This window comes from Thalassolituus sp. UBA3500, assembly GCF_002377545.1.
GTDB lineage: Bacteria > Pseudomonadota > Gammaproteobacteria > Pseudomonadales > Oceanobacteraceae > Thalassolituus.
Genome location: NZ_DFQB01000001.1, coordinates 223,487 through 250,277, shown reverse-complemented (window position 1 = coordinate 250,277; position 26,791 = coordinate 223,487). Strand labels below are relative to the sequence as shown.

Genomic DNA, 26,791 nt, shown 5'->3' with positions numbered 1-26,791 from the left:
TCAGGCTGCTTTCGCTTGTTGCTGTTCAGACTGGCGAGCCAGGATGCCAGTAGCACGCTCTTCCAGAATCATAATGAGTGCACGGCTGCGGTTGTTCGTCAGGGTGTGCAGGAACACACAAGGAATCGCTGCAACCAGACCCAATACCGTAGTAACCAGCGCCTGAGAAATACCACCCGCCATCAGCTTAGGATCGCCGGTACCAAACAGAGACATGGTTTCGAACACATCGATCATGCCGGTCACCGTACCCAGAAGACCGAGCAGTGGTGCAACAACCGAAATGATTTTGATCCAGCCGATGCCACGGGTCAGACGTGGAATTTCTGCCGCAATAGCTTCACCGAGATGCAACTCAAGCGTTTCGGTGTCGCTTTTCTTGTTGGCATTGAATACAGCCATTACACGACCAAGCGCATTCTTTTCGTCAACGCTTTCAGTCTTCATCTGCTTATTGATACGACCCGCTTCGATGTTAAGAACAATCATGCGCCAGATCGCCAGCAAGATACCGACGGCACCCAGTGCGAGAATGATGTAACCAACAACACCACCCTGGTCTACGCGATCACCCAATTCTGGCGACTGCCCCATAATTTTCAGTAACTGGCCTCGAGAAGGATCAATCCAGAAACCGGTCAACTCATTACCGCTCGCAGATTCAAGAGCTGTAATTCCATCGGTGTAACGTGCACCTGGCTGCTTATCCATCTCAATCAGGCGCGCTGATTCAATGTCCCAGTTCAGATACTTACCGTCAGAAACCGCGTTGAATCCACCGATACGAACAACCTGCTGTTGAGTTGTTTCGCCACTTGGTGTTACAACATCTGCGTTGTAGCTTGCAATGCGACCGCTATACGTCGCTTCACGCTGCATCTCAAACCAGAGGCGCTCAAGCTGCTCAATTGATGGCAGTTCAGAGGTGGCGCCTGCAACACGGATAAGGTCGGTCAAAAATGCTTCACGACCTGGCAGTTCAGAGCTGATCACAGAGCCTTCGAAAACACTCTTGGTATCGCCAGCGACCTGCTGCAGCACACCGAAGAGTTCTTTCAGGCTACCCAGACGATCGTTCAATTGAGCCTGCTTTTCTGCAACCACAAGTTCGTTATCGCGGAACTGTTCTTCTTTATCGGCACTCAGAGCTTCGAGGCGATCACGTTCAGCCATCGCATCACGAACCAATTGCTCCTGCTTGGCTTTTGAGCCCTGGAATTCAGCGATACGCTGTTCAAATTCAGCGTTGTCACGCGCCTGACCTTCTTTTACGAGGTTCAGAAGCTGATCAAGGTTGGCTGTTTCTGCCACTGAAACTAGCGGCATTGCCAGTGCAAATACACCGCCAAGGAATAGATTACGGAGTTTCATCAGTTCGCCTCCCGTTGAGCCATCATAGGAGCAGCGACCGGAACTTTAATCAGATCTGGTGCAGCCTGTTCACGCGCAATACGGATACCCGCCATCACTTTGCTCTTATACTCTGGCGCCAGAGGCTGCCAGCTGTTGGAGTTCGTGTTCCAGATACCCAACTCTTGTCCGTCCAGGGACTGATACACCAGAGCAATACGACCAATACGCAGGAAGTCGACTTCGCGCGGAGTTTCGCCTTCCAGCTCACCACGGTACGACTCGATAGTGCGGCCGTACTCAATTTCTGCCTGATAAGCTTCCATCACTTTGCGGTACTTCTCAGCGGCAGTGACGTCAGAACGCCCCATCAGATCATTGAGCTTAGAAACACGCGCCATGCGCTCTTCTTTGAGGAAAGGGACATCAGCAGCAACAAACTGATTTACTGCGTCAATCATGCGCAGCATCAGTGGTGTAATCTGACGTTCAACCAGAGCGGCCTGGCTCATACTGTTATCAATACTTGCCAGATCTTTTGCCTGTGCGTCCAGCTGGCGATCCAGCTGAGCAACGTAAACATTCAGGCCTTCGATTTCTTTCATCAGCGCACGATAGTCGCGCTCGGTAGCACGAATGTCTTTGTCGATTGAATCGATAGTCTGCTGAGAAGCCTGTGCCTGCTCTACGCGCTCGACACCCTGTTCGACCGCATCATCCAGCGTTGCAGCAGAGGCGACGCCCGTAAAACTCATACCAGCAATAGCGATAGCGCTCAGAAGGCGCGATGCCTGGCGTTTAGTTGTTGCCATGTTAAATACCCAATTAAAAGAATGGCCGGAAACCGGCGTTTCTGAATTCGCGAGAAGAATACGAAGAAAAGATGACAATTCTGTGACATTGCAGAATTACTACAGAGAAATTACATACAGCTGTCGTAAAACGAAAAACGGCACCCGAAGGTGCCGTTTTACTGGAGCTCTTACTGATTAGTCAGCAGGAGTAGGGTCGAAGGTAGGATCCTGAGTCTCGATATCGTCGAGAGAGCCTTCGATGATCCAACCAGCCCACCAAGCATCTGCTTCGGAAGTTCCAGGCTCAACTGCACCGATATATGTTGTGTTGTCGAATGCGAAACCTGAACCGTTATCTACTTCAGCAAAATCCATCTGAGTAACGGTCGCTGAAGAGTTAGCCAGAGCACCCGCAGAATCAATGACTACAGTATTGTCATAACCATTGTTGCTGCCAGCGTCTTCCGTACGTTCCTCGTAGAACTCGTCAGCACCCAGGTCGCCACAGTTACCGATAACATTGTTGAGGGTTACATCAGACAATTCGTCGATACCATCGACGCCTGCAACTGTCGAACCTGTTCCGTTATCTTTATCTGTGTTGGCATCGTCAATACGAACACAGTGCTCGAAACCGTAAGAAACAGTGTTGTATACATTAGCAGTCAGCGCACCGCGAAGACGCATAGCAGGCTCGTCGTTACTCATGAAAGCACCAACGAGAGTAATGTTCGCAAGGGCTCCTTCTGTCTGAGGCACGTACTCATCATCGGAAGAGTTCGCTTCGATACCACGAGGGTCGTTAGAACCGCTTGGTGCAACCAGAGCAGGGTTCTTGCGAATGATGGCGTACTGGATATTACCTTTGAAGCCTTCATCGAAATCGATGTCATCATCATCGTTACCAGTCAGCACCAGATACTTAGCGTTCACAGTACCGCCAAACCACTCAACACCGTCATCCAGGTTGTTGTGCACTTGTACGTACTCAACAGTAGTACCGTGACCCACACCCTGAAGAGTCAGACCGTTAATCTCGTTGTTTGGACCGGCAACTTTACCGCCTTCAGCAATACGAACGTACTTGATCACACCGCTATTGTCCGCTGGCTCATTACCACCGAAGTTACCTACTTCGTCGCCACCTTCACCTTCAACGTTACACACAGTACCTGAACCAAAACATGCGCCAGTATCACCTGGGCCATACTGTGGTGCAAAGCCTTGTACAATAACACCGCCCCATTCGCCAAGGCCGTCAAAGTCTTCGTCCTGGATAGAACTGAAAGTGATCGGCTGAGCAGCTGTACCTTCAGCCATGAGTTTTGAACCACGAGTAACCAGCAGAGCACCAGTGCTGAACGCTTTTACGTGTACACCAGGTTCAATTGTCAGGGTTACACCAGCTTCTTTAGCTGCAGTAACGGCAGCTGCGTCTGCCAGTACAGAACCACCTGAGCCAACAACCGTGAAGCCACCAAGACGCCATTCGATACCAGACTCAAGAGTGAAGTCCTGATCAATTGTACCTTCGAGAGTACAAATGGTTTCGTCCGCATTACAGGTAACAAAGTCTGGAGTGCCCGCAACTGGAGTAGTCGTGTCGTCATCGCTACTGCTACTGCTGCTACCACCACCACAACCGACGAGGGTTGCGCTCAAAATTGAAATCGCAAGAATATTTTTGTTGAGTTCCATAGCTGTTCTCTCAAAGGTTTATTAAATCAACGCGGCAAAGACTAACCGCGTTTTATGACACTTAAATTACAAAGGATTAGTTTATTATTCGAAACTGTAAGAGAAGCTCAGGCTAGCAGTCGTACCTTCGTAGTACTGTTCAGTAATTTCGTCATTGCGACTAAATTTCACTGCAGAGTCTGTGATATTTCCGGCTTTCGCACTCAACTCAAGACGCTCCGAAGGTTCCCATTTATAAACCAGGTCAACGACAGTTCTCGCCTCTTCAAATTCAGGCTCAATACTCCGAGCAGATTTATAGATACGATCACCAGCGTAATTCACCAAAAGAGTGAGAGAGTGACCGTACTCTTCTCCATCAAAGCCTAGCTGTACGTTCGCCAGCGTTTCACTCTGTCCCTGCAGGCGTCTGCTATCTCGCCCTTCGAAGCGAGCACTTTCCTCACTCAAGGTTACTTCTGCATCGATCAATGCAAGGTTGCCCGCAACGAAAGCACTGCCATAAATGGTCTCAATGAAATTCTTTCGGATATCAAACTCAATACCACTGACGGCAGCACTGTCTTCATTCCGGAAAGTAACACCGCGTGCAGCAGATCCCGAACCGTCAGGGATAGTTCGCTCAATTGGCGCAGTTATATCTTTAGTAAAGTAGGCAAGACTCATACTTTCTGATTCAGAAAAGTAGTATTCACTTCTGACATCAATGTTTGTTATTTCAGAAATCACAAGGTCTGGATTACCGATGATCGCTTCGTCAGTATCCGGATCAAACTGCACAGAAAGAGATCGCTCAGTTAGCCCAGGGCGCGATATTGTCTGACTTGCAGCAAAGCGGAACTGAAGATCTTCCATAGCCTGATAGTTCAGGGAAAACATTGGCAGAAGATTGGTAGACGATAATGAACTCTCATCGCTATTGCTATTAGGGTAAGTCAGAGTCTGCTCTGAGGTTTCCGACCTTGCACCTGCTAGCAACTGCAAGGAATAGAAGTCCAATCCGAAAGAACCGTAATAAGCAGTAACAGAGTCAGTCGCTGTGTAGCTATCAGTTGCTGCTGTTCTGGACTGATACCGTACGAACCCATCATCGACATTCTCATCATTTATTATCTCTTCAATTCCAGAAGAAAAGTCGATACCACTTGCAGGGTTAGCATCCATACCTACACGAACCAGAGTGACCTCCCGTTCCTTTTCTGATGCCATAGCACCAAATTTAAGTTTTAACAGTGTCTCTGCAGAAAGGTTGGTTTCGTACTTATAGTCAAAGCCAATATCCAGCGAATCTTCGACCAACTCAGAGAAGCGTCGCTCTACGGTCGAGTTACTGAGATTACCTGCAAGGTATTGGTAGGTACGGCGATCTGGCTCATTACGTTTCGTCTGGCCCAGGTTTATACGCCAATCCAGACTGTTTTTCTGATCGAAGTAGTACTCTCCGAGAAAGTGCTGAGCCAGAAACTGTCGCTCAACCCATTGCAAGATTACTTCATCCTGAGGCTGCTCTTCATCGACATCTAAAAGCTGTGCAACTTTAATAGTATTTTCAGTATTTCGTAGTAAGGTTGTCTTACTGTTCAACACCATATTTTCGTCTTCATACCCCACGACAAAGTAACCTGTCGCATCTATATTCCGCTTGGTCCTTTCATAGGTACCCACGACACCGAGGTCATCAACCTCTGCATCATGCCTGGCCGTCCACTTATCCTTGTACTGTAGCGCTGCGTAATAGCCCAGATCCCCAGGGCCAATATCTCTCAGTGTGCCGATTTGATATGCAATACTTTTCTCTGGTTTTGCTTGTACATTCTTTACAGCGAAGTTGTGGTCGAATGAATTAAAAGCCTTCGTTGCATCTTCAGGGCTGGTACAGATTTCAGGGTCGAAGGTACAAACTTCAATAGCGTCTTCACCATTGTTAGATATTGCAGCGTAAGCAGCTGGCAGATCTCGCGTTCCGTCATCAACGCCCATCCAGTCAGTCTCTGAACCATCGTAATACGCAACATCACTGAAGGTAGTCCGCATATTGACGCCAAGAGAGCCCTTTATCTTATTCACCGGTCCGTCAGGAAGATCCTTGGTGGTCATCATAATGATGCCACCCGTTGTGTCTCCCGGAAGCTCAGGTGTATATGATTTCTGAATATTGATACCGCCAAGAACATTGGCCGGAAAAAGATCCAGTGGAACATCACGACGAAGTGGATCTGTACTTGGCATCAAACCGCCGTTCAAGGTAGAAGATATATAACGCCCCTGAAGACCCCTAACGACTGCAAACTGACCACCAACAACGGCCACGCCAGCAACACGCTTTAGCGCGGACGCCGCACTGGAGTCACCAAACTGAGACATCTGCTCCGCGCCAATCGAATCCAGGACAGCGCTGGCATCACGTTCCTGACTGGTTGCAGAATCAGCAACATAAGTACCAACGGCCACGACCTCTTCAATAACGCCATTCCCGGACATCCCGACTTCAACATTCAGATCAACCGGCACGCCGGGCATGCTGTTTACGTTAAGTTCAGCTCTCTGATAGCTTGGGTGAGCAACAGTCAGAGTGTAGTTACCGCGCGGTAACTCGAGTGAGAAGCTGCCATCATCGTCAGTGATCACCCCAAGGTCTGTACCCGCCGCAGATACACGAGCACCTGATACTGGGCCACCAGTCTCGTTGGATATCAACTGACCTTTGATTACACCGCCAGCGGCGTCAGACGAGCTGGTTTCAGCAATGGCTTCACCACCTAAAATCTCAACAAATACGTCTTCTGAAGAGTCGTCATTTTCGAGGGTGAAATCAGCCTCTCCTACCCAGGCACCGTATTGCGATAGTTCTGCAGTGTAACTATCGGCAGGCAGTTCAAAGGTTACAAAGCCCTGAGGGTTGACTATCTGACGTTGGCCATTAACAGCGACCGACACGGCGTCCGCCGCGCTGCCATCTTCGGTGATGTAAAAGACAACTTCTGCTGCATGCGCTGGAGCGAAGCAGAAACTACTGGTGATCGCGGCCGTACTGATGAGGCGCTTAAAACTCATGATTCCCCCGGTAATTACTGGGGGCGCACGCCCCCGAGAATGAAACGGAGGCGAATTTACTACAGCTTTATGAAGGATTTGTTACATGTCAGTCGTTGTACGACGGGTGCTCAATAACCATAAACTGATTGGCGGGAACGTCGCTGACAATTGTCACTTCACCATCTGGCCACTCTACTCGCAGTTCGCTGACAGCGTTATCGCCTGCTAAGCCGAAGTGGAGTTCTGGTGCATTATTGGACATGTAATTATTCTCAAAACGCATTTCCCGGTACTGGTTGAGTGTTTCACTGGTCGCATAGACCTTGGCACCGTAAGCGGACTGATTACCTCCAACACCACGAAGTCTTACATTCAGGAAGTTGTCGTCCGCAGTAATTAAACGACGGAAGTGATTTTCATAATACGATGGAAATCCACTGTGGTTCATAATTACGATGTCGATATCGCCATCTCGATCAAAGTCATTACAGACAATTCCCCGGCCTTCACCAGTATCATCAATATGACGCAATGCAGCTTCCTCACGGAAGGTGCCATCCTGATTATTCATAAACAACCGGGCTGGCGTGCCATAAAAATATTCAAGAGCGTAAGTCTCCTCACCCAGCCTTTCATTGAGCTCTTTCGATGACTGGATGAGTGCTTCCAGCTCTGACATGAACTGGCTTTCATTTAGGTAACCATTTCCGAGCCTTTCGTTCACTTGCGTAAAGCCACCGAAATAGCCGTAAAGAGAACTGACTAGCCCACCAACATTGGAATCCACTAGGTCATAGACTCCGGTAATTCCAAGCCACGAGAGTACTTCGAACAACGGATGCTCAAAGGTGTTATTAGCATAGCCGAACCCATTTACATGAAAGATATCTAACCAACCATCATTGTCAAAATCTTTCATGCAGGTACCCCATGCCCAAAGGCCATCCTCGACACCAACATGTGCAGCAACCTCGTTCATTTGAATATCACCGCCTTCACTTGACTCATTCAAATACATCCGATTAACAAAGGGAGCATAACCCGCGATCGGAAACTGTATATTGGTAACAAACCAGTCAAGATCCTGATCGTTGTCAATATCTCCTACAGCAGCCCCCATCGCATTGTAGTCTTTTATATCACTGGCTCGGGTCGCATTGAAAAATGTCCCAGAATCAGCCCCTTGAAAGACTTGAGAGCGCTGAAAATCTGCAGCAACCAGGATATCCAGATTACCGTCTTTATTCACATCCGCGAAGTTAGCAGCAAAGGTATAATCCCGATCGCCAAATGCGCCGTAAACAACGTCATCCTGCCAGGGCTCAAACAAGCCCCGGCCATCATTCTTCCAGATATGGATTTCTTCTGCCGTGCGCATAAAGTCCCAGTTGTGACTGAATATATCCAGATCACCATCGTTATCGATATCAGCAAAAGTCGAGTTATGAGTTGTGCGCACCGTATCATGGCCAAACTGAGTTACCCGAAGAAAACCATCACCACCATTGTTCAACCATAACTTACTGTCCGGCTCGTATACATGACCGACCAGCAGGTCCGGCCAACCATCACCATTGATATCAGTCATAGAGAAAGCAGCAATATCACCTCTACTATCGATACCCATATTATCCGGTGCTTTTTCAAAACGTCCGTTCTCATTGAGATATATCTGAATACCTTTCTCTTTACCAAGTCCAATGGCGAGATCAAAATCACAATCACCATCAATATCTGCGGAAGCGATAGAACCTATCACCAGGGCAACTTCCGCAGTACTGACAATATCGTCGAGTATTTCTGGCCCAACTCTGTGTGACTCATTCAACCCGGAAAGGACTACTTTTCTGAAGCCAACAGAAAGATCAATTTCCGGGCGACTATCCACATCCATTGCCACACAGGACGATATATTAGCTGGCTCTATCTCAGAAAGATCAGGAAAGACTGGGGCAACTGATTCTCCTGGAGCAGGAGGAAATACGTCAAAAACAGCAGTGTTATCGAAGAAGGAGAACTCTGGTTCAAGCCGGAACCCATCGGGGTCGACCGATGTGTAATCTGGCATCCATTGTTCGACGCAAACGCTGCTTTTCAGACAATCGGCAGTCAAGCTCCGAATAAAGGCCGCATACTGTGAGACTTTCTCGCTCGAGACGACACTGGGTACACGATTGTATCTACGTGACTTATTGGAGCGCCATTGCTGATAAGCCGCAGAAATTGCCGGAACCTGAGCCTGGTGGCCGCTTGTATTAATATTGAGGCCAGCAAACTGGGCAAGATGATCAAGGCTATAATCATACCCTTCAAGTTGTGCTACCGGATCGAAATGCCAACGTATGGCCTCTTCCAGTGTCGCGATAGAGCCGGCATGCATATAGGGGAATGTGAGCTCGGCATTAATCAAACTGGGAGTACGGAAAGCGAATTTATCTGATACATCCGGTACCGTGTTATAGCGACCAAAGTCCTGAGAAAAGACATTTTTACCACGCCCTATCTGTGGCGTTGCCAAGGGATAAAATTGCTCATCGGAAAACTTAGCACCTGCATGACAGCCGAAACATTTACCCTCGCCAAAGAAGAGTAGCGCACCTTCTTTTGCCTCTTCAGAAATCGCATTAATGTCACCGTCAACATAACGCGAGAACGGATAATCCAGTGCAACCTGCGAGCGCTGATACTCGCCAAGTGCCATCGCTATGCGGTCATAAGTGATCAGCTTTCTATCAAGACTAATGTAATCGTTGAAGGCATCGCGGAAGTATCCTTCCCAACCACGATCAAGCAATTTTTCTGCAATCAGATCACGAGTATCGTATGAGGTAAGACCTGCGGCAGGATCAAAGCCGCGCATTTCAACCACAGAAGTTACCGGAAAGCGTGCCTGAGCAGCAGTCAGGTTGGGACCAGCCTTGTTATCTGGTCCACGGAACTGGCTGTCCGGTGTTCGCATCAACTGACCTTCACCATTCGGGGCACCAGTATCGACACCTACGTAGTAAAGGTCTCCCGGATCGTACTCGATGGTTTCAATACGCCCATCCCAGAACATAGCTCGGTCATAGAAAGCAATATTAAAGGTCGTCGGACTATTGCGAGGTACGTTCGGACCAAAGTCAGCTTTAGGGTCGATGTAGTAGTTCCCATCATGTCGGCGCCCAGGCCCGACAATCAGCGGATTATGAGCGCCAACGCCGACGGGCAAACTGAGATTATCGGTTCCAGCAAGTCTCGGGTCGTGGCAACTCGCACAGGCAACATCATCACCAAAGCTGAGAGATCTGGAGAAAAACAGCTCCTTACCCAGCTCGACCAACGCATCTCCCGGCTGAGGGACTATACGATCTGTCAGCTCGGAAGGATCAAACCCAATGTCAGCGATAAGCGCCAGAAGTTCAGTGTCCAGTTCGGTAGGCTCAGTAACAACATCAGGCTCACTCCTTTCTGGATCGTAAGGGTAGGCGTCTAAATCATTCAGAACACCGTCGCCGTCTATATCGTCATCAAGAACGTCAGGGATAAAGTCGCCGTCGAGATCTGCCGGCGTATCGCTCGCATCCAAGGGGGCAGAGCCAGCCGCGACTTCATCACTATCGGAGTAACCGTCATTATCATCGTCTGCGTCGGCATTGTTACCGATGCCATCAAAGTCGCTATCCGCCCATTCGCCGGCGTCAAATACAAAAGCGTCTTCGGCGTTGCGCACGCCATCCCCATCGATGTCGTCATCCTGAGAATCAGGAATACCATCATCGTCGGTATCTACGGTTTCTTCTGGCGTAGCTGGTGCGGTATCCGGCGGAGCTGGAGTATCGTCTGACGTTCCAGAGCCACCTCCACAGGCAACCAGTAAACACGCGCTCGTAATTATTGTTATGAGTGCTTTCAATGTTGAAGGTCCAAATCCGGGACAATCGTGATTCCCTTCCGTCAAGGCAGAAAGGGCCACCTAGCACATAGTTATGCACAAACAGGCCAACAAAACCAGACAACAAAACGTAAATGCGCCATGTGTCTTATTGAAATGTAGAAGAGTTCTTACTTTTTGGGAGAGTAAAGAACAGATGCCGCAAGGCGTGCGGCATCTGTAGAGGTCAGCAATTAACCCTGAGCAAGCAGCTCACGAAGGTCAAGAATCGCCGCATTAGCTCGGGAGATATAAGACGCGAGTACCAGCGAGTGGTTAGCGAAAACACCGAACCCACTGCCATTCAGTACCACTGGAGACCAGAGTGCTTCCTGTGTAGCCTCCAGTTCGCGGATGGTCTGACGTAGACCAACCAACGCGTTCTTCTTCTCCAGAACCTCCTGGAAATCTACCTCGATAGCACGCATAAGGTGCAGAAGCGCCCATGAAGTGCCGCGCGCTTCGTAGAACACATCGTCAACCTCAGTCCACGGAGTTCTTACCTCTTCCTCTGAAGGGAGAGGAGTCGCGCCTGTATCTTCATTGAGACGACGCTGGCCTACCGATGCGCTCAGACGCTGAGAGAGGCTACCCAGGCGGGTTTCAACATCCAGCAACCACTGACGCAGATTGTCCGCACGTGCGTAGAACTGCGCCGTCGGCTCATTTGGATCAGACAAGCGGGTCAGGTAAGACTGCAGAGCTTCGAGGCCACGCTTGTATTCACCCTCGGAATCAGGGACCAACCAGCTGTTACCGTCAAAATGCAGCTGCGGCTCAGCAATTTCCAGATCTTTATCTTCCGTCGACTGACTCTGCGAGCGGCTGAAGTCTTTGCGCAGTGCACGGGAGAAGTCACGTACCTGAACCAGTACACCAAACTCCCAGCTAGGAATGTTATCCAGCCACACCCCCGGCGGGAAAATATCGTTCGAAAGATAGCCACCCGGCTTGTAAAGCATGGTTTCGGTGATCTTCATCAGGGTAGCGGTAGTGGTGAAGCCACGAACTGGCTGAACACCCATTTCTTCTGCCCGCGTATTCGCTGACGCCTGTACGTTAAATGTCTCCGGCTCCTGCGACCAGAACATACCTACTACCAGCGCAACCAGAAGATATAACACCACCAGCCAGACGATCAGACGTCCGGAACCACCTTTGGCGTCCTTTCGATCTGCCATCCAGTCCTGAAAGCGCTCTTTCGTATCCTGTACTCGATCCTGCAAACCACTCATAGGTTCTGATCCTTAACTATTCAATCAACAAAAATTTCAGAGGGACAAACTACTGTCCGGGCTTGATGATAACGCAATTCACCGATTAAAGGAGTATCCACAAGAGCCAGCTACCGGGGGAAGTCCCGTCACTCACGCCAAAGCGGTATACTGCCAGTCGCCAACGGAGACCTATATGCCCACTTTAGACATTCTGGCGTTAGCCCGATCCCCTTACAAAGAGAAGTTTGCCATCCCTCGTCAACCCGGCCTGGCACCTTCGGTACTCACCTGGATAGAGTTACAGGCACCGTTTGACGACCCCGGAGCACTACAGGGGTTGGAGCGGGTGTCGCACATCTGGCTGATATTCTGTTTTCATGGTGTTGGAAGCCGCCCGGAATCACTGCGTGTCCGTCCGCCACGGTTAGGTGGTAATCAGCGCATTGGGGTATTCGCGACACGCAGTACGCACCGCCCCAACGGACTGGGCCAGTCACTGGTCAAAATTGAGAAAATAGAAGGCACCACGTTGTTGGTTTCGGGCGCAGACCTTCTCGACGGCACCCCCATTGTCGATATAAAACCTTACGTGCCCTACACCGACTCTGTACCTGATGCGACAAATGCGATAGCGCCTTCAGCACCAGAACCGCTCACTGTGAGCTGGTCCGAAGAAGCCCGTCGACAGGCGACTACAGAAGCCGCCAGACTCAACGAGAATGTCATTGCTGTTATTGAGGAGTGCCTGGCTCAGGACCCACGCCCAGCCTACCAGGCGCATGATCCTGAACGGGAATACGGCGTGCGTCTATGGGATCTGAACATCCGCTGGCGCTATCCCTCCGACCAGAGCATTGTAATTACCGAGGTCAGCCCTTTGGCGTGAGGCGAAGCACTTTTTCACGCAACGCAGAGAGGCCACGCTCGCGAAACTTGGGCTCATCAACCAGGCAGTCTTTATCAGCCATCAGATCAATGTTCATCGCATCGGCGTAAAACGACTCAACCTGTGCCTGATCCACAGCAAACGGCGGTCCCGACATCTCGTTCTGGTCGTACTCAAACGTAACCAGCAACTGAGGTGCATTTTCTGACACCTTCAGCAGCTGGCTGGCATAGTCGGCCCTCATCTCTTCAGGCATTGCGACCAGTGCTGCACGATCATAAACCGCATCGATTGGCCCAGTATCAAATGAAGTCAGGCTGAACCAATCACCGCAAATCAGCAGAATACCTGCAGCCCGGTAGAGGATGAGGTTACCCACCTGCTGCTTATCGACCGCCAGACTGAAGGTCTCTTCGATCGACTCAGCCAGTGCATCCAGCGCAATTTCACTCAACTCTACGCCTACTACCTGATAGCCTTCACGCAGCAGCCATAGGATATCTACCGACTTCCCACAGAGTGGTACCAGAACACGCTCGCCTAGATCGACAGGAATGGTATGCCAGTGACTGGTAAGGGCGGGATTGGTATCGCTCAAGTGAAAACCAATCTCCTGTTTTTCCCAACGTTCGTGCCAGAAATCGTGCTTCATAAGCGCTCCACAGAATTAAATCTGGCGGCATTATGCCTGAGCTGCTCACAGACGAAAACGCCCGGCATTGCCGGGCGTCGTCAAACAATATCGTTCGGCAGATTAATTCACCTGCAGTGCAGCAATATCGGGGTATCTCTCTTCCCAGTTCTCAATCAGGTAGTTCTGATCAATATCCCATGGATGGAAACCGGTTTTGAAGAACTTCGCTAATCCTTTCATGTTATCGCGAAGAACGCCCTTCTTACCCCAGAAAAATACTGCGGCTTCTTTCCACTCTCTCCAGCTTGGAAAGTGACGCTGCGAACGCAGTAGCCAGACCTGATACATAGCCAAACGAGAAAACAGACTGATCATAGAAATCACCATCACCCGCTTACGCATAAACTCATCATTTACGTGCTCACGATATACATCAAACGCGACAGCCTTGTGTTCAATTTCTTCTACAGCATGCCACAGCAGCATCTTACGAACCGTCGGATCTGCATCTTCGAGTATTTCGGGATTCTTGAGCAAAAATTCCGCCAATGACGCTGTGAAGTGCTCCATGGCAACCGTCAAAGCAAGCTGACGTTCGCGGCTGAATTTCTTCAGAAAATCAACGCGCTTGTGCAAGCGGCCGACGATACGATCCATGGGAAAGCCCATGTCGGTAATTGCCTGGTTTAACGCTTCATGCGATACGCCATGGTGAGCTTCCTGACCAATAAAACCACGGATCTGCTCCTTCAGAGTCTCGTCTTTGATGTCGTCGCGGTAGTTACGCACGGAGTGAATAAAGAACCGTTCACCATCAGGGAAAAGCGCCGATAGCGCATAGAAAAAGGTGCTGATCAGTGAATTATTTTTAAAAGCGTATTTATTCATCGGCGATTCAGTATCGAACGCCATGCGACGCGGTTTGATCTCAACCTGTGCAGATTTATTCTTAATATTAGTCATACGATCACCCTCTTAGGGAAGCCCGTCCACGAATTGTTAATTTCTGTATCGTTGGCCAGAATTCACATACCTGACATGCAATCACTATGACATACTGATCCGGATATTTTGGGGTGCAATGCTTTCACCCTGTGGTTCAAAACTGGCATCTGGTATCTATGACGACTAAAACCATCGGATCGGGTGAGCACAGACTCTCGTCTGATTACCTTATACTGCTTGGCGAGATGGCCTTTGAGCGTGGCATCCCCATGTCTGCGCTCCTGGAGGGCACCGGACTACCTGAAAACCTGATGTTCATGCCCAGCGTGCAGATCGGACATGAGTCCGCTTTGCTACTGATCGACAACTTCCTCGAGCACGTGGACCTGTCCGCTGCTCTGGAGTTCGGCAAGCGTATGACCCTCTCCAAGCATGGCGCACTGGGCTACGCGGCCCAATACAGTGCCACCATGGAAGATGCAGCGGGTAAAGTAGAACAGTTCATCGAAACCCGCGTGCAGCTGTTTGAACTGCGTCGCGAAACCGACAAAAGTAGTCGTCACCTTTACATCACCACCCGTATTCCCGACAGCCGGGCCGGATTTTTTATGGTTCTGGCGTTTCTGGCCAGCGTCGAGACCATCTGCCGTACTCTTGTACCTGCCGAGTCACGTAACGCGCGCAGCATGATTCAGATTGCCTGCCGTGGTGACCTATCCAGCCAGGATATCTTGCCCAATTGCGCCGTATACACTGGCGCCCCTATTAATTGCCTGACCTGGCCCCGCAAGGCACTCGACGGCATGCTGCCCTTCTTTGATCCAAAACTGGCCGATCTTGCCCAGCAGGAACTAACCCAGGCGATGACACAGGTGACCGAGACCAATACCATGGCGGGTAAAGTCAGAGAGATACTTAACGATCACCTGGCAGAGATGCCAACCGTGGAGGATGTCGCGAATATGCTGTTTATGTCGGCCGCGACCCTGAACCGAAAACTCAAAGCCGAAGAGCGCAGTTTTCAGCAGATCAAAGATGAGCTGCGCTATAGCAAAGCGCAACGCCTGCTGAAGGATACTACGCTGTCGGTGGATCAGATTGCAGACCAGCTAGGCTATAGCGACGCAAGTAACTTCGCCAAAGCATTTAAAAACTGGTCCGGCGCCAGCCCGAGCCAATACAGACAAGGCAGTACGGGCTGATCACTTTCGGGTATACTGCGCCGCCATTCTCACCGGCCGGAGACACCTATGATCGACAAGCCCTTACTGATCAACTACAACCAGCTTCATACGCTCTGGCTGAAATGGTTAAGCCAACCCGCTAACGCGCACTTTGATCGCTGGCTCAAGCATGAAGCAGCCAGCTGGCGTAAGCGCTTCCGCGAAACCATGCCTCTGGAACTCGGCAGTGCCATGCAGCATGCACTGCGCTTTCGCCAGCTCGCGTGTGCCCTTGAGCTTATCCAGGAACGCGGCCTCGATCAGGATTGGCAAGCCTGGGCTGAGCAATGGAACCCTGAGCAGGCAGAAAGCCTGAGTCGCAATAACTTCTGGTTCTGGATTCAGCGCCGCAGCTACTCGCAATGGTACATTCCCAACGACTGGCAGGCCGGCAGCCGCAAAACAACGGTCGACGACACCGCTGCCTGGGTGCGTAAGAACCCGGATTCACCACTGGCTTATATCTGGTTTGGTATTGATGCGTCTCTGGCCGGCGTGATTGACCGTCGAACGGAGCTGTCTGGTTGGAGCGACAAGCACCGACAGGAGTTTATGCGCATGCAGCAAAGCCGTCCGCCGCTCTGGTTGCGTCCGGCCGCTGCACAGGATGCGAAAGCTCTGTGCGATGAACTTAAGACTGCCGGAGTGGAGGTTAACCTCAATAAACACGGACTGTGCGCTACCGGTGGCTTCGGCGTTCAACAGACCGATGCGTATAAAGAAGGTCGTGTTGAAGTTCAGGACTTTGCCAGTCAACAGATTGCAGCCGCAGTGAACGCGCAACCCGGAGAAAAAATCTGGGACGCCTGTGCGGGTGCTGGCGGAAAGACCCTGGCCATCGCTGACGGCATGGGCGGGAAAGGTGCGGTGGTCGCCACTGATCTCAAAGAATTCAAACTCACTGAGCTGAAAAAACGTGCCAAGCGTGCCGGTATTGCCAATATCCGTACCTTTGTCTGGGACGGCGAAGCACCTTTGCGCTTGCCTAAAGAAATTGCCCGACAGAAAGGTTTCGATAAAGTATTGATTGATGCCCCCTGCACCGCTACGGGCACATGGCGTCGTAACCCGGACGCCCGCAATCGACTCAACGACGACTACCTGAACGAGTTGACTGCTTTGCAGCAACAACTGTTAAACCATGCGAGTGACGCTGTGCGCAGTGGCGGTAAACTGATCTATGCGACCTGTAGCTGGCTGGCGGAAGAAAACGAAGATGCGGTGGAAGCCTTTCTGAAAAATCACGCTGACTTTGCTCTGGAAAGTTCGCGACTGCTCGGTGCACCGGATGTCGATTCCGATACCATGTTTGTTGCTGTAATGAGTCGTCAAAACTGATTTATAACCCAGCTGACTCTCATATCCGTTTCTGCATAAGAGCTTCGTTTACTGGGCTCAGCAGACATTCAGGCGGCGCCAGACAATAAAGGCGCCGCGCGACCGTCAGAGCAAAATCGAGCCCTGAAATCTACCTACCGTCACGTAACTGATATGTTTTCAGGGCGATTTATTTTGCGTGTCGCCGCGGTAACTGAGATTGGCTGGAAATAAGCCGGCTGTGCTGCGGAGCGCAGTCAACGAAGATCAACTCTCTGCGAATCCCTGAAGTACAACGGAATATGGGTCAGCGGAGTGATAAAAAAAAGCCAGACGCTGTGCGCCTGGCTTCTTTTTTTACAGGAGAGATCAGATGCAGATCGTTTTTAACGGAGGGAAACCGTTAAATTCAATCGCACTGTAGGTGGTGGTGTACGCGCCGGTGGAGAACCAGTACATACGATCACCGGCTTCGAGAGAGAGTGGCAGTTCATACTTGTACTGTTCGTACAGGATGTCAGCCGAATCACAGGTCGGGCCTGCAATAATTACCTCTTCAGTGTCACCGTCTTTTTCCACATAGAGTGGATACTTGATCGCCTCGTCCATTGTTTCTACGAAGCCACCAAATTTGCCGATATCGGTGTAGACCCAGCGGTCCAGACCGGTACGGTTCTTGCGGCTGACCAGCACCACTTCGCTGACCAGAATACCTGCGTTCGCAGCCAGTGATCGACCCGGCTCGAGAATAACGTCAGGCAGCTCGTCGCCGAAATCCTCTTTCAGGAATCGGGTAATCTCTTCTGCGTAGGTCTCCAGAGGGTTGGTGCGGCTGATGTAGTTCGCCGGGAACCCGCCCCCGAGGTTGACCATTTTCATCTCAATATTTTCTTCTTCCTTCAGGCGCTCGAAGATCCACTTAACCTTAGCGATCGCAGAGTCCCAGGCACCAATGTCACGTTGCTGAGAGCCAACATGAAACGAAATACCATAAGGTTTCAGTCCCAGGTCACGCGCCATAATGCAAAGCTCAATGGCCATGTCCACATGACAACCAAACTTACGCGACAGTGGCCAGTCTGCGGTCTGAGAGCCTTCGGTCAGAATGCGTACAAACACTTTCGACCCTGGAGCAGCTTCTGCAATATTGCGAAGATCGGCTTCTGAGTCCGATGCGAACAGACGAACCCCCTTCTCATAGGCGTAGCGAATGTCTTTTATCTTCTTGATGGTGTTACCGAAACTGACTCGGTCACCACCCACACCCAGCGACAACACCTTGTCGAGCTCGTAACGGCTGGCAATGTCAAAGTTACAGCCGCGGTCACGAAGGATTTCCAGCACTGCTACCTCAGGATTCGCTTTCACCGCGTAGTAGGTGTTTGCATAAGGGAAGCAAGCCATCAGGTGATCCAGTTGCTCGCCGAAGGTTTTGGTATCCACGATCAGAACAGGCGTTTCCTGCTGATCTGCAGCCGCTTTAATGCGGGCAAAAGTATCGGCGTCGTAATAGGCTTCCGGTTGGGTCAACATCAGGCTCGCTACCTCCTTAGGGTCAGACTGCTGTGCGTTTGAAGTCGCGCAAAGATAGAGGATTTATAATAACAGTACAGTGAAATTTTCTTACCCTTACGATGAGAAAATCACGTAGGGCGGATTGTCCGTTCCAGTGCAACAGACTCTGCCAGAGCCTGCAAGCACAATTCAGGTTAAAATGACTCCCAGAAACCGTTAAGGTTCCTGTTTCGCACTACTCTTCCACTCCGGCTCTGGACATCTATGCTCAGCTTTTTTGAAAAACGCATCAATCCCTTTCCTCCCGAACATCCGGAGCAACCTCCTCAGGGACTCTATGCATTCTGCCGCCATTACACCCGAGGACTGGAAGGCTCATTGCTGGCCATGTCGTGTCTGACCGCCATGCTCGCCATACTTGAAGTCACCCTCTTCAGCTTTATGGGTGACCTGGTCGACTGGCTATCCACGCAAAGCCCAGACACCTTATTTGCCAGCGAAGGCACCAAACTGCTGCTCATGAGCCTGGTGGTGCTGGTCGCCATGCCTGTCGTCGTATTACTGCATGCCCTGATCACCTATCAGTCATTGCTCGGCAATTACCCAATGCGCATTCGCTGGCAGGCGCACCGCTATCTGCTCAAGCAAAGTCTGAACTTTTATGAAAACGACTTCGCCGGACGCCTTGCCACCAAAGTGATGCAAACGGCGCTGGGAGTCCGGGAAACTGTAATGAAGCTGCTGGATGTGCTGGTCTATATCCTCGTCTACTTTATTTCAGCCCTGGTGATGATTGGCACAGCAGACTGGCGACTGATGCTGCCCATGGTCGTCTGGCTGGCGGCCTACATAGGTATTCAGTTTTATTTTGTGCCGCGCATGAAAAAAATTGCGACAGAGCAGGCGGATGCCCGCAGTGTTATGACAGGGCGTGTTGTCGACAGCTACACCAATATTCAGACGGTAAAACTGTTCTCACACACAGAGCGGGAAACGTCTTACGCCCGTGACAGCATGGATGGCTTCCTCGGTACGGTATATCACCAGATGCGCCTGGCCACCGGTCTGAACTTTTCAGTGAATATGATCAACTACCTGCTGGCCTTTACCGTCGCAGCCCTGTCTATCTGGCTGTGGATGGACAGCGCCATCACTGTTGGCGCCATTGCGATTGCAGTCAGTCTGGCCCTACGCGTAAATGGTATGGCGCAATGGATCATGTGGGAGATCAGTTCACTCTTTGAAAATCTGGGCACAGTGGCTGACGGTATGAACACGCTGGCGAAACCACAGACCATTACCGACCCCGTGAATGCGCCAAAACTAAAGGCAACACACGGGGAGATCGCTCTCGATGATGTGCACTTTTCATACGAAGGCGCTGACGACAAGAGCTATCCAGTATTTGAAGCTCTGAACCTGACCATCAAACCCGGTGAAAAGATCGGCCTGGTTGGGCGCTCAGGCGCGGGTAAATCCACACTCGTCAATCTGCTGCTGCGCTTCTACGACATCGATAGTGGACAGATTAAGATCGACGGACAGGACATCAGTCAGGTGTCGCAGGAGAGTCTGCGATCAAAAATTGGCATGGTGACGCAGGATACTTCCCTGTTGCACCGAAGCGTACGCGACAACATCCTCTACGGTCGGCCTGATGCTAGTGACGCAGAAGTACTCGACGCTGCCCGCAAAGCTGAAGCAGATGCCTTCATCCGTGATCTCCACGATCCGGAAGGTAACACGGGCTACGACGCTCAGGTCGGCGAACGCGGTGTCAAACTCTCCGGCGGTCAGCGCCAACGCATCGCCATTGCACGTGTGCTCTTAAAAGACGCGCCGATTCTGATTCTGGACGAAGCAACATCAGCGCTCGATTCAGAAGTAGAGGCGGCTATTCAGCAAAGCCTCTACCGCCTGATGGAAAATAAAACTGTAATCGCCATTGCTCACCGTCTGTCGACCATCGCGGCAATGGACCGGCTGATCGTACTGGATGACGGCAAAATCGCCGAGCAGGGAACGCATGAAGAACTGCTTGCACAGGGCGGCATCTATGCGCAACTGTGGGCCCACCAGACCGGTGGCTTCTTAGGGGAAGATTAAAGCAAACAGAGCTCGTCATAATCCCTTAACAGAAATAAGGTTTTATGACGCAGCCCCGGAGACGCGATGGCCTGATGATGAGGCGTTCAGGAAGGAACCTGATCCGTTCCGGGGAACCAATCTATTTAAAGGACTTACTTAAAGCTACTACGATCTTTGAATGGCTTCGGCTCAGTGCCTTTACCCGCCAGACCATTCTTCATTGCGATCTGCTGATTCTTGCGACCCAACAGACGAGTCTGAACCCAACGTTCCCAACGAAGCGCTTTCCAGGTGTCCGCTTTCCAGGTTTTCTTGAAGAGATATTTGGTTGCGGCAATGGCATCTGGTGACTTCGACGCGATAGTCTCGGCCAGCGCCTTTGCTTCCGCCAGAGGATCATCGGCCAGCTTCGAAATCAGCCCATAACTGAAACCCTCTTCAGCACTGAACTGACGACCAGTCATGGTCAGTTCCTGAGCGATATCAACGCGAGTCAGACGCGACAGCGTCACCATGCCGCTCATGTCAGGAATCAGGCCCCATTTCATTTCCATAATGCAGAGGTTGGCGTCCGGCGTCGCAATGCGATAATCCGCGGCAAGCGCAATCTGCATCCCTCCGCCAAAGCAATTGCCATGAATCGCACAGATCACCGGCACTGGCAGGTCCCGCCAGATGTGGGCAATACGCTGCGCCAGGTTCATTTTGGTCCAGGGGAATTTGAGGAACAGCTTCGGAATCATCGATGGATTCTTACTGACCGCCTTGAAGTCGAGCCCTGCAGAGAACGACTCACCTTTCGCTGCAAGAATCACCGCACGAACACTACGATCCTTACGTATCTTTTTCGCTGCCGCGACCAGACCATGGAACATATCCAGATCCAGACCATTCAGTTTTTCCGGGCGGTTCAGGTACACCCAGGCAATATGGTCCTGCACTTCAACTAAGACTTTATTGTGATCACTCATCGCTGTTTACCTTTTATGATTGCCGCATCTTTGCACAAAGATACGAGGACAACCATGATCAAAATGCACGATAGGCTAACCGAAAAGCACAGCAGTGGCTTTATTAAGACCAGCCCCCCGCATTTTCTTTCACCAGCGATACCATCATGCCGATGTGATCCGGGCGATCATTCAGACAAGGAATGTAGTGATAGTTTTTACCGCCAGCTTCTATGAAGGTCTCGCGGTTTTCCATATCCAGCTCTTCCAGCGTTTCGAGACAGTCCGCCGCAAACGCCGGGCTGATAACATCAACACGCCCGACGCCGCCCTTACCCCAATCTTCTAACGTGTGATCGGTATACGGCTTCACCCACTCTTCGCGACCAAAGCGCGACTGGAAACTACAGATCCACTGCTCATCACTTAACCCCAACTCACTGGCAAGGGCTGCTGCCGTCGCCCGACACTGGCTTGGGTACGGATCACCACGATCTTCATATCGCTGCGGAATGCCGTGAAACGACATCATCAGGCGATCACCCTGGCCATGCTCAGCCCAATACTCACGTACTGAGTTTGCCAGAGCACCTATGTAGCCTGGGTGAACGTGGTAGTCGGTGATCCAGCGAGCAGCCGGAACGTGCGGACAAGGCGCCATCGCATTGGAGTATCGATCATGAACTGCCGCCGTGGTCGACGACGAGTTCTGCGGATACAGCGGCAATATAATCAGACGCTCCGCACCGGCCTTACGAAGTTCACGGCCAGCCTCTTCCATCGTGGGCTTGCCGTAGGTCATGGCCAACGACACAGGAATGTCCTGACCGTATTCGGCTTTTAAGGCCGCTGCTAACGCACGCTGTTGTGCGCGCGAAATCGTCATTAAGGGAGAACCTTCAGGGCCCCAGACTTTAGCATACGCTTTCGCTACCCGCGGTGGGCGGATGACGAGAATGACCAAATTCAGAATCAGCCACCACAACACACGCGGAACATCGACCACACGTCGGTCGCTGAGAAACTCTCGGAGGTACGAACGCACTGCTTTCGCAGTCGGTGCTTCCGGGGTACCGAGGTTGGCAATAAGAACACCAAATGGGGGCTTATCCACAATGACTCTCCACAATCAATCCCACAATCACTCTCCACCGTAATTTCGGCTACTTGTATCAGTTTTGTATAGTTTAGCGGAAGCCGGAGTTGCGGTCACCAACCTGCAAAATCAGATCAACTCTTGAGACACCAGACTGGCGCGAAGCTTCTCCATCAACAACTCGGCAACCTCACGCCCCTCGACCATCTCTGCGATACGGACCTTCCGCTGACCATCACGAATCAGGATGTGAAAATATTCCTTCGTACTGTTCCCTGTAGTCGAACTTCCCGCCGCTTTCAGTTCGAGCTGCTGAGCGCTCTTGAATTCAGTAGCGCGACGCCAGAGCGCCCTTCCCATCCAGTGCCGAACGGTTTCAATCTTTCCATCGACACAGCGGCTCTCCAATGACCGGCCGAGCCCAAACAAACCACTCAGAGCAAGAGGCAGCCCCACAAGAAAAAAGACACCGCCCATAAAATACAGGCCAATGCCTTCAGAAGCCGCCTGATTCAACATAAACACGCCAGCCCCGGCAAATGCGATTCCGGCAAACATAAAAACAAGAAAGAAGGACAGATGGCGCCCTGCCGCACTGCGAATAACAAAGTCATCGCCGCTTAGTGTCATATCCAGGTTCTTACTGAGAGAGGCCTCCGCAGCAGCGACCTGGCTGCGCGATACTTTGCTTTGATGTGCCGCAGAAATATTGAGAGTGCTACCACCAGTACCTTCAACAACAGGCAGCACAAACTGACGCTGGAATGTGACCGGCTCAGTGGGACCTTCTACCTCAACCCGCCAGATCACTGCCTTTCGACCTTTACGGTAACTCTGTGGAAGCTCTGGGTCAGGATTAAAAACAAAGGCAAGGCGTGTTTCACCATTGCTTTCAGTTACTTCGGGAAGTGTACTGCTCTGCCATAACAAGGTTTCGCGTGTTGAGCTGTTTTTGCCTGTCGAGCGTGTCTGACGAAGACATTTCAACCTGACATTCCACTGGTCACCCAGCCCGGTTTTATTGATGTGTAACGTCCCACCGACCTGCCCTTGCACTTGCCCGGGCGCGGGATTCAGATACAGCGGCGTGCGGCCGTAAAATAACCAGTTCTTTCGCGACTTGTATGCAGCCATAGCAAGGCCTGCACCTACCAAAGGGAATATAAGAACAAACACAATGGCATGATTTCCAGCGCTGAATTCAGAAGGCAAATCCAGAACGGCGGGCAAAGAGATCAGCAAAAAAATCATCGACATAAAACCAAGTACCCAGTGCATCAGGTTCTGTCCTGAATACACGACGCCTTGAGCTTCACCTGATTGACGGGCGGAGTAGCGCCCAAAAAACATGATCCCCACACCAGCGCCACCAAACACCAGAACAAAAATCATCATAAAGCCGATCTTTTCCCAGCGGATATCCCTGACCAGGTAGCTCTCCGATGGATTGTCCGGGTTTACCCAAGCGGTAAGCCCCTGACTGGCAGACGCTCTGAGAATCTTATTTTCGGTCGTTGTATACCAGTCGCCGATGTTATCCGGAGATTCGTAATAGCTGATACGCTGACTTAAATATTCCTGCCCATTGACGCGATAACTGTATGAGCCCTCGAGGGAATATGTCGTCGTATCACCGTGGTGATATTCAATATCGATACGCTGGAGAGTGGCTGGTACCTGTGTCCAGCCAGAAGTCACGAGATGGAGACGGAAAGTATCCAAAGGACCAAACAGCAATATCCCCAGCGCAGGTCCAAGAAACATAAGACCAAAAATGAACATACCGATACCACGCCTGGATCCGGTATCGGTTGCTCCTGTTTTGGATGTGGACATCCCTGACTCCCGGCTTACTGGTGATTGATACTCGTAGTCTAGCCAATCCACCGCATCAGTTCACCTGCCCAGCCAGTCACCTGTTCACTCAGCCACCTACTAATCAGCTCAGGCACTCATATCACTGCTGTTAAACTTCCGGAATGCTTCCTGTACTTCTTTTTCGTTCGGTATGTATTCTGTTTTAACCAGAATAATGAGGCTTTGCCCGAATACTCGCTCATCCGCAGCTGGGTGAATATTCACTTCGCCCCCTTTACCGATACAGGCCAATGGAGTCCCGATATTCGACATCATCATGGCCGCCACCACATCTCGCCAACAGTCACCTTCCAACCAGAGAGGATAGCGGACGAAGTGATCTTTATCGTGCGTGAACATATCTTCGATGATTAATTCTGATCCAGGAGACTCCATAGCACGAACGAGAATTTCCGGGTACGAACGTATCGGGCGGATCACTGACTTAACACCGAGTTTTTTCATTCGAATACGGTTTTCGTCTTCTACACATTCGACAATCACACGGTAAGCCAAGCCGTGCTCTTTCATGCGATAGCAGAGGTCAAAACAGAGACTGTCGGAGTCTTCCATATATTCATCTTTTGCCAGAATCAGAATATTTTCAGCACCCTCAAGATTTGCACGACGAAAATCGTCTTCATGATTACCGTGCCCCTGCACCAGATGAATACCTAAACCCGTCAGCGAAGATGGTAATCCATCGGGATAGTCAGTATTAAGAAGAACGACCGGAGTCTTTCGGTGCATCTTATTCTGGCGTATCTGTTCAACAAAACGCCGGAAATAAATATCCCGATTGTACTTCGGAGAGTTAATTACAACGATATGATTATTCATGATTCTTCTCCACTTTTCGGTGACCTTAAAGAAAGTATAAGAGACAGAATAAAAGTGCTAAGACCGTTTTATTATGAGAAGAAAATTAAGAGATGATTGAGGAGTATCAACCTTTCAACTGACGTATTTTCGTATCGCCACTCGAGTATTATGTATACGTCGATTACAGGCAGTAATATTAAGATACAGGTTTACTTAGCTTGCTGTTAACTGAACGAAACATTCAGAAAAACAGCGCACACGATAACAAATAAATTAATTAAAGATCGTGTCAGGAGAAATTCAATTTCAGAATTTCTGAAGAAATCTCTCTCCATTTCACCTCTTCGACAAAGTGACCAACGTCCGGATACTTCAGTGTTGCTTTCTTCATCTTTGGTAATACCTCGTGCCATTGGGCAATGACTTCGTCTTTCCCGCATGGGTCCCATTGACCAAACACACCGGCTGCCGGGCAGTTCTTCCAGTACCTGGGCACTCGCTCCTGCATATTCCGATAATACTCAGTATTGTCCTGAGGGCCGTAACTTTCGTCTAGGTAGCGATATCCGTATCCCCATCGTGGCGTCTGCTTAACGTTGCGCATTGAGCTGCGGGCATTGGCTATACTGCGCAACGATTGTGACCAGACATACTCAGGTGAAGTTTTAGGCACGCTATTGAACAGATGTGCCAGGGTGTTACCTGTAGCGCGCCGTATCAGACTCATGACTGTCTGAGGCTCACCACTGGACACTGCGGTAGCTGCAACACCACCCCATGCGAAGGCGGGATACAGTCGCGGAAACAACGCCCAAGTCAGTACAGGATGAGGATAATTTTTATAGGTATAGCCCTGTTTGGGCATAGGAAAAATAGTGGTATTCATCACCATCAGATTTTTGACCCGATATGGATCTTCAATAAATGCCCCGACTCCGATAGGGCCACCCCAATCATGAATACAGAGGGTCACTTCACTGAGATCGAGGTAACGGATTAACTGAATCAGGTTATCCGAGTGGTGCATATCCACCATCTCAAAATCTGCCTGATCAGAAAGGCCAAAACCGATGTGATCCATGGCAATGATCCTTAATGGACGACCACTGCGGATGAGTTCATCTCTGATATGGCGATAGGTGTAACTGGTTTCGGGGTTGCCGTGCACCAACACAACCGTTGCTTCGGGTTCATCCCCGCCTACCGAGATATCGTAGTAAAACATGGTTTTACCCGTATCCTTTCCTCCCGAAATCGTAAACCAGCGTTCAGCCCCTTTGGGACAGTAGTCCACGGGTGGCTTTTTCAGCGGTGTATTTGTCGGTATCTGGAGCAACATATCGTCCCTGCAATTGATAATTTTATCAGGTGTTCTCCAATCCTATGTGCGGCGTCGGATTGTTGACAGGTCTTAAACCGCCATAATGGCGAGGTAAAACCCTCTCAAGGT

The 26,791-nt window shown here is 50.6% G+C and carries 18 protein-coding genes; 4 read left to right on the top strand and 14 right to left on the bottom strand.

Annotation, left to right across the window (positions count from 1 at the left end):
* From B2R29_RS01130 to B2R29_RS01105, 6 genes are all read right to left on the bottom strand, one after another.
* Complete coding sequence (locus B2R29_RS01130) at positions 1-1,371, bottom strand: MotA/TolQ/ExbB proton channel family protein (RefSeq protein WP_301179405.1); 1,371 nt, start codon at positions 1,369-1,371, stop codon at positions 1-3.
* Positions 1,371-2,162 carry a DUF3450 domain-containing protein gene (locus B2R29_RS01125; RefSeq protein ID WP_301179404.1) on the bottom strand — a complete coding sequence of 264 codons (792 nt, stop codon included), beginning with the start codon at positions 2,160-2,162 and terminating at the stop codon, positions 1,371-1,373. Before B2R29_RS01125 ends, B2R29_RS01130 begins: the two co-directional genes overlap by 1 nt.
* A gap of 177 nt (positions 2,163-2,339) precedes the next feature.
* On the bottom strand, positions 2,340-3,842 hold the full coding sequence (locus B2R29_RS01120) for a hypothetical protein (RefSeq protein ID WP_301179403.1): 1,503 nt from the start codon (positions 3,840-3,842) through the stop codon (positions 2,340-2,342).
* Between the two features lie 84 nt (positions 3,843-3,926).
* Positions 3,927-6,896 (bottom strand): TonB-dependent receptor, encoded by a 2,970-nt coding sequence (locus B2R29_RS01115; RefSeq protein ID WP_301179402.1) that lies wholly within the window; start codon positions 6,894-6,896, stop codon positions 3,927-3,929.
* A gap of 88 nt (positions 6,897-6,984) precedes the next feature.
* Complete coding sequence (locus B2R29_RS01110) at positions 6,985-10,773, bottom strand: FG-GAP-like repeat-containing protein (protein WP_301179401.1); 3,789 nt, start codon at positions 10,771-10,773, stop codon at positions 6,985-6,987.
* Positions 10,774-10,985: 212 nt separating this feature from the next.
* Positions 10,986-12,026 carry a DUF2333 family protein gene (locus tag B2R29_RS01105; protein ID WP_068435924.1) on the bottom strand — a complete coding sequence of 347 codons (1,041 nt, stop codon included), beginning with the start codon at positions 12,024-12,026 and terminating at the stop codon, positions 10,986-10,988.
* 175 nt (positions 12,027-12,201) lie between these two features.
* Here B2R29_RS01105 and tsaA point away from each other — a divergent pair, with 175 nt between their 5' ends.
* A complete protein-coding gene (gene tsaA, locus B2R29_RS01100; protein ID WP_301179400.1) occupies positions 12,202-12,894 on the top strand; it encodes a tRNA (N6-threonylcarbamoyladenosine(37)-N6)-methyltransferase TrmO in 693 nt (230 codons plus the stop codon).
* On the opposite strand, the gene tmpT is transcribed toward tsaA, so the two are convergent.
* Together tmpT and B2R29_RS01090 are read right to left on the bottom strand one after the other, a co-directional pair.
* Positions 12,878-13,546, bottom strand: coding sequence for a thiopurine S-methyltransferase (tmpT, locus tag B2R29_RS01095; RefSeq protein WP_068440788.1), 669 nt, complete (start codon positions 13,544-13,546; stop codon positions 12,878-12,880). The two genes, tsaA and tmpT, sit on opposite strands and share 17 nt — an antisense overlap.
* A gap of 102 nt (positions 13,547-13,648) precedes the next feature.
* Positions 13,649-14,491 (bottom strand): metal-dependent hydrolase, encoded by an 843-nt coding sequence (locus B2R29_RS01090; protein ID WP_068442415.1) that lies wholly within the window; start codon positions 14,489-14,491, stop codon positions 13,649-13,651.
* A 158-nt stretch (positions 14,492-14,649) separates the two neighbouring features.
* Here B2R29_RS01090 and B2R29_RS01085 point away from each other — a divergent pair, with 158 nt between their 5' ends.
* Entirely contained in the window at positions 14,650-15,675 is a 1,026-nt protein-coding gene (locus tag B2R29_RS01085) for an AraC family transcriptional regulator (protein WP_297533252.1), read from the top strand.
* A 48-nt stretch (positions 15,676-15,723) separates the two neighbouring features.
* Positions 15,724-17,034, top strand: a complete 1,311-nt coding sequence (locus tag B2R29_RS01080) for an RsmB/NOP family class I SAM-dependent RNA methyltransferase (RefSeq protein WP_301179399.1) — start codon at positions 15,724-15,726, stop codon at positions 17,032-17,034.
* Between the two features lie 348 nt (positions 17,035-17,382).
* Here the strand turns inward: B2R29_RS01080 and B2R29_RS01075 are convergent, their stop codons facing one another.
* Positions 17,383-18,546, bottom strand: coding sequence for a type III PLP-dependent enzyme (locus B2R29_RS01075; protein WP_076513758.1), 1,164 nt, complete (start codon positions 18,544-18,546; stop codon positions 17,383-17,385).
* A gap of 246 nt (positions 18,547-18,792) precedes the next feature.
* Here B2R29_RS01075 and B2R29_RS01070 point away from each other — a divergent pair, with 246 nt between their 5' ends.
* Positions 18,793-20,634: an ABC transporter ATP-binding protein gene (locus tag B2R29_RS01070; RefSeq protein WP_301179398.1), complete on the top strand. Its 1,842-nt coding sequence runs from the start codon at positions 18,793-18,795 to the stop codon at positions 20,632-20,634.
* A 134-nt stretch (positions 20,635-20,768) separates the two neighbouring features.
* On the opposite strand, the gene B2R29_RS01065 is transcribed toward B2R29_RS01070, so the two are convergent.
* The 5 genes from B2R29_RS01065 to B2R29_RS01045 form a co-directional block, all read right to left on the bottom strand.
* Complete coding sequence (locus B2R29_RS01065; RefSeq protein WP_301179397.1) at positions 20,769-21,587, bottom strand: crotonase/enoyl-CoA hydratase family protein; 819 nt, start codon at positions 21,585-21,587, stop codon at positions 20,769-20,771.
* Positions 21,588-21,690: 103 nt separating this feature from the next.
* Positions 21,691-22,680: a ferrochelatase gene (hemH, locus tag B2R29_RS01060; RefSeq protein WP_301179396.1), complete on the bottom strand. Its 990-nt coding sequence runs from the start codon at positions 22,678-22,680 to the stop codon at positions 21,691-21,693.
* 111 nt (positions 22,681-22,791) lie between these two features.
* On the bottom strand, positions 22,792-24,498 hold the full coding sequence (locus B2R29_RS01055) for a DUF3592 domain-containing protein (protein WP_301179395.1): 1,707 nt from the start codon (positions 24,496-24,498) through the stop codon (positions 22,792-22,794).
* 108 nt (positions 24,499-24,606) lie between these two features.
* Positions 24,607-25,359 (bottom strand): TrkA-related ion transporter, encoded by a 753-nt coding sequence (locus B2R29_RS01050; protein WP_301179394.1) that lies wholly within the window; start codon positions 25,357-25,359, stop codon positions 24,607-24,609.
* 271 nt (positions 25,360-25,630) lie between these two features.
* On the bottom strand, positions 25,631-26,680 hold the full coding sequence (locus B2R29_RS01045) for an alpha/beta fold hydrolase (protein ID WP_301179393.1): 1,050 nt from the start codon (positions 26,678-26,680) through the stop codon (positions 25,631-25,633).
* Positions 26,681-26,791: the final 111 nt, after the last annotated feature.

Bases quoted from the DNA above. Each gene is read 5' to 3' on its own strand.
- B2R29_RS01130 (WP_301179405.1), bottom strand. From the start codon at position 1,371: ATGAAACTCCGTAATCTATTCCTTGGCGGTGTATTTGCACTGGCAATG.
- B2R29_RS01125 (WP_301179404.1), bottom strand. From the start codon at position 2,162: ATGGCAACAACTAAACGCCAGGCATCGCGCCTTCTGAGCGCTATCGCT.
- B2R29_RS01120 (WP_301179403.1), bottom strand. From the start codon at position 3,842: ATGGAACTCAACAAAAATATTCTTGCGATTTCAATTTTGAGCGCAACC.
- B2R29_RS01115 (WP_301179402.1), bottom strand. From the start codon at position 6,896: ATGAGTTTTAAGCGCCTCATCAGTACGGCCGCGATCACCAGTAGTTTC.
- B2R29_RS01105 (WP_068435924.1), bottom strand. From the start codon at position 12,026: ATGAGTGGTTTGCAGGATCGAGTACAGGATACGAAAGAGCGCTTTCAG.
- tsaA (WP_301179400.1), top strand. From the start codon at position 12,202: ATGCCCACTTTAGACATTCTGGCGTTAGCCCGATCCCCTTACAAAGAG.
- tmpT (WP_068440788.1), bottom strand. From the start codon at position 13,546: ATGAAGCACGATTTCTGGCACGAACGTTGGGAAAAACAGGAGATTGGT.
- B2R29_RS01090 (WP_068442415.1), bottom strand. From the start codon at position 14,491: ATGACTAATATTAAGAATAAATCTGCACAGGTTGAGATCAAACCGCGT.
- B2R29_RS01085 (WP_297533252.1), top strand. From the start codon at position 14,650: ATGACGACTAAAACCATCGGATCGGGTGAGCACAGACTCTCGTCTGAT.
- B2R29_RS01080 (WP_301179399.1), top strand. From the start codon at position 15,724: ATGATCGACAAGCCCTTACTGATCAACTACAACCAGCTTCATACGCTC.
- B2R29_RS01075 (WP_076513758.1), bottom strand. From the start codon at position 18,546: ATGTTGACCCAACCGGAAGCCTATTACGACGCCGATACTTTTGCCCGC.
- B2R29_RS01070 (WP_301179398.1), top strand. From the start codon at position 18,793: ATGCTCAGCTTTTTTGAAAAACGCATCAATCCCTTTCCTCCCGAACAT.
- B2R29_RS01065 (WP_301179397.1), bottom strand. From the start codon at position 21,587: ATGAGTGATCACAATAAAGTCTTAGTTGAAGTGCAGGACCATATTGCC.
- B2R29_RS01055 (WP_301179395.1), bottom strand. From the start codon at position 24,498: ATGTCCACATCCAAAACAGGAGCAACCGATACCGGATCCAGGCGTGGT.
- B2R29_RS01050 (WP_301179394.1), bottom strand. From the start codon at position 25,359: ATGAATAATCATATCGTTGTAATTAACTCTCCGAAGTACAATCGGGAT.
- B2R29_RS01045 (WP_301179393.1), bottom strand. From the start codon at position 26,680: ATGTTGCTCCAGATACCGACAAATACACCGCTGAAAAAGCCACCCGTG.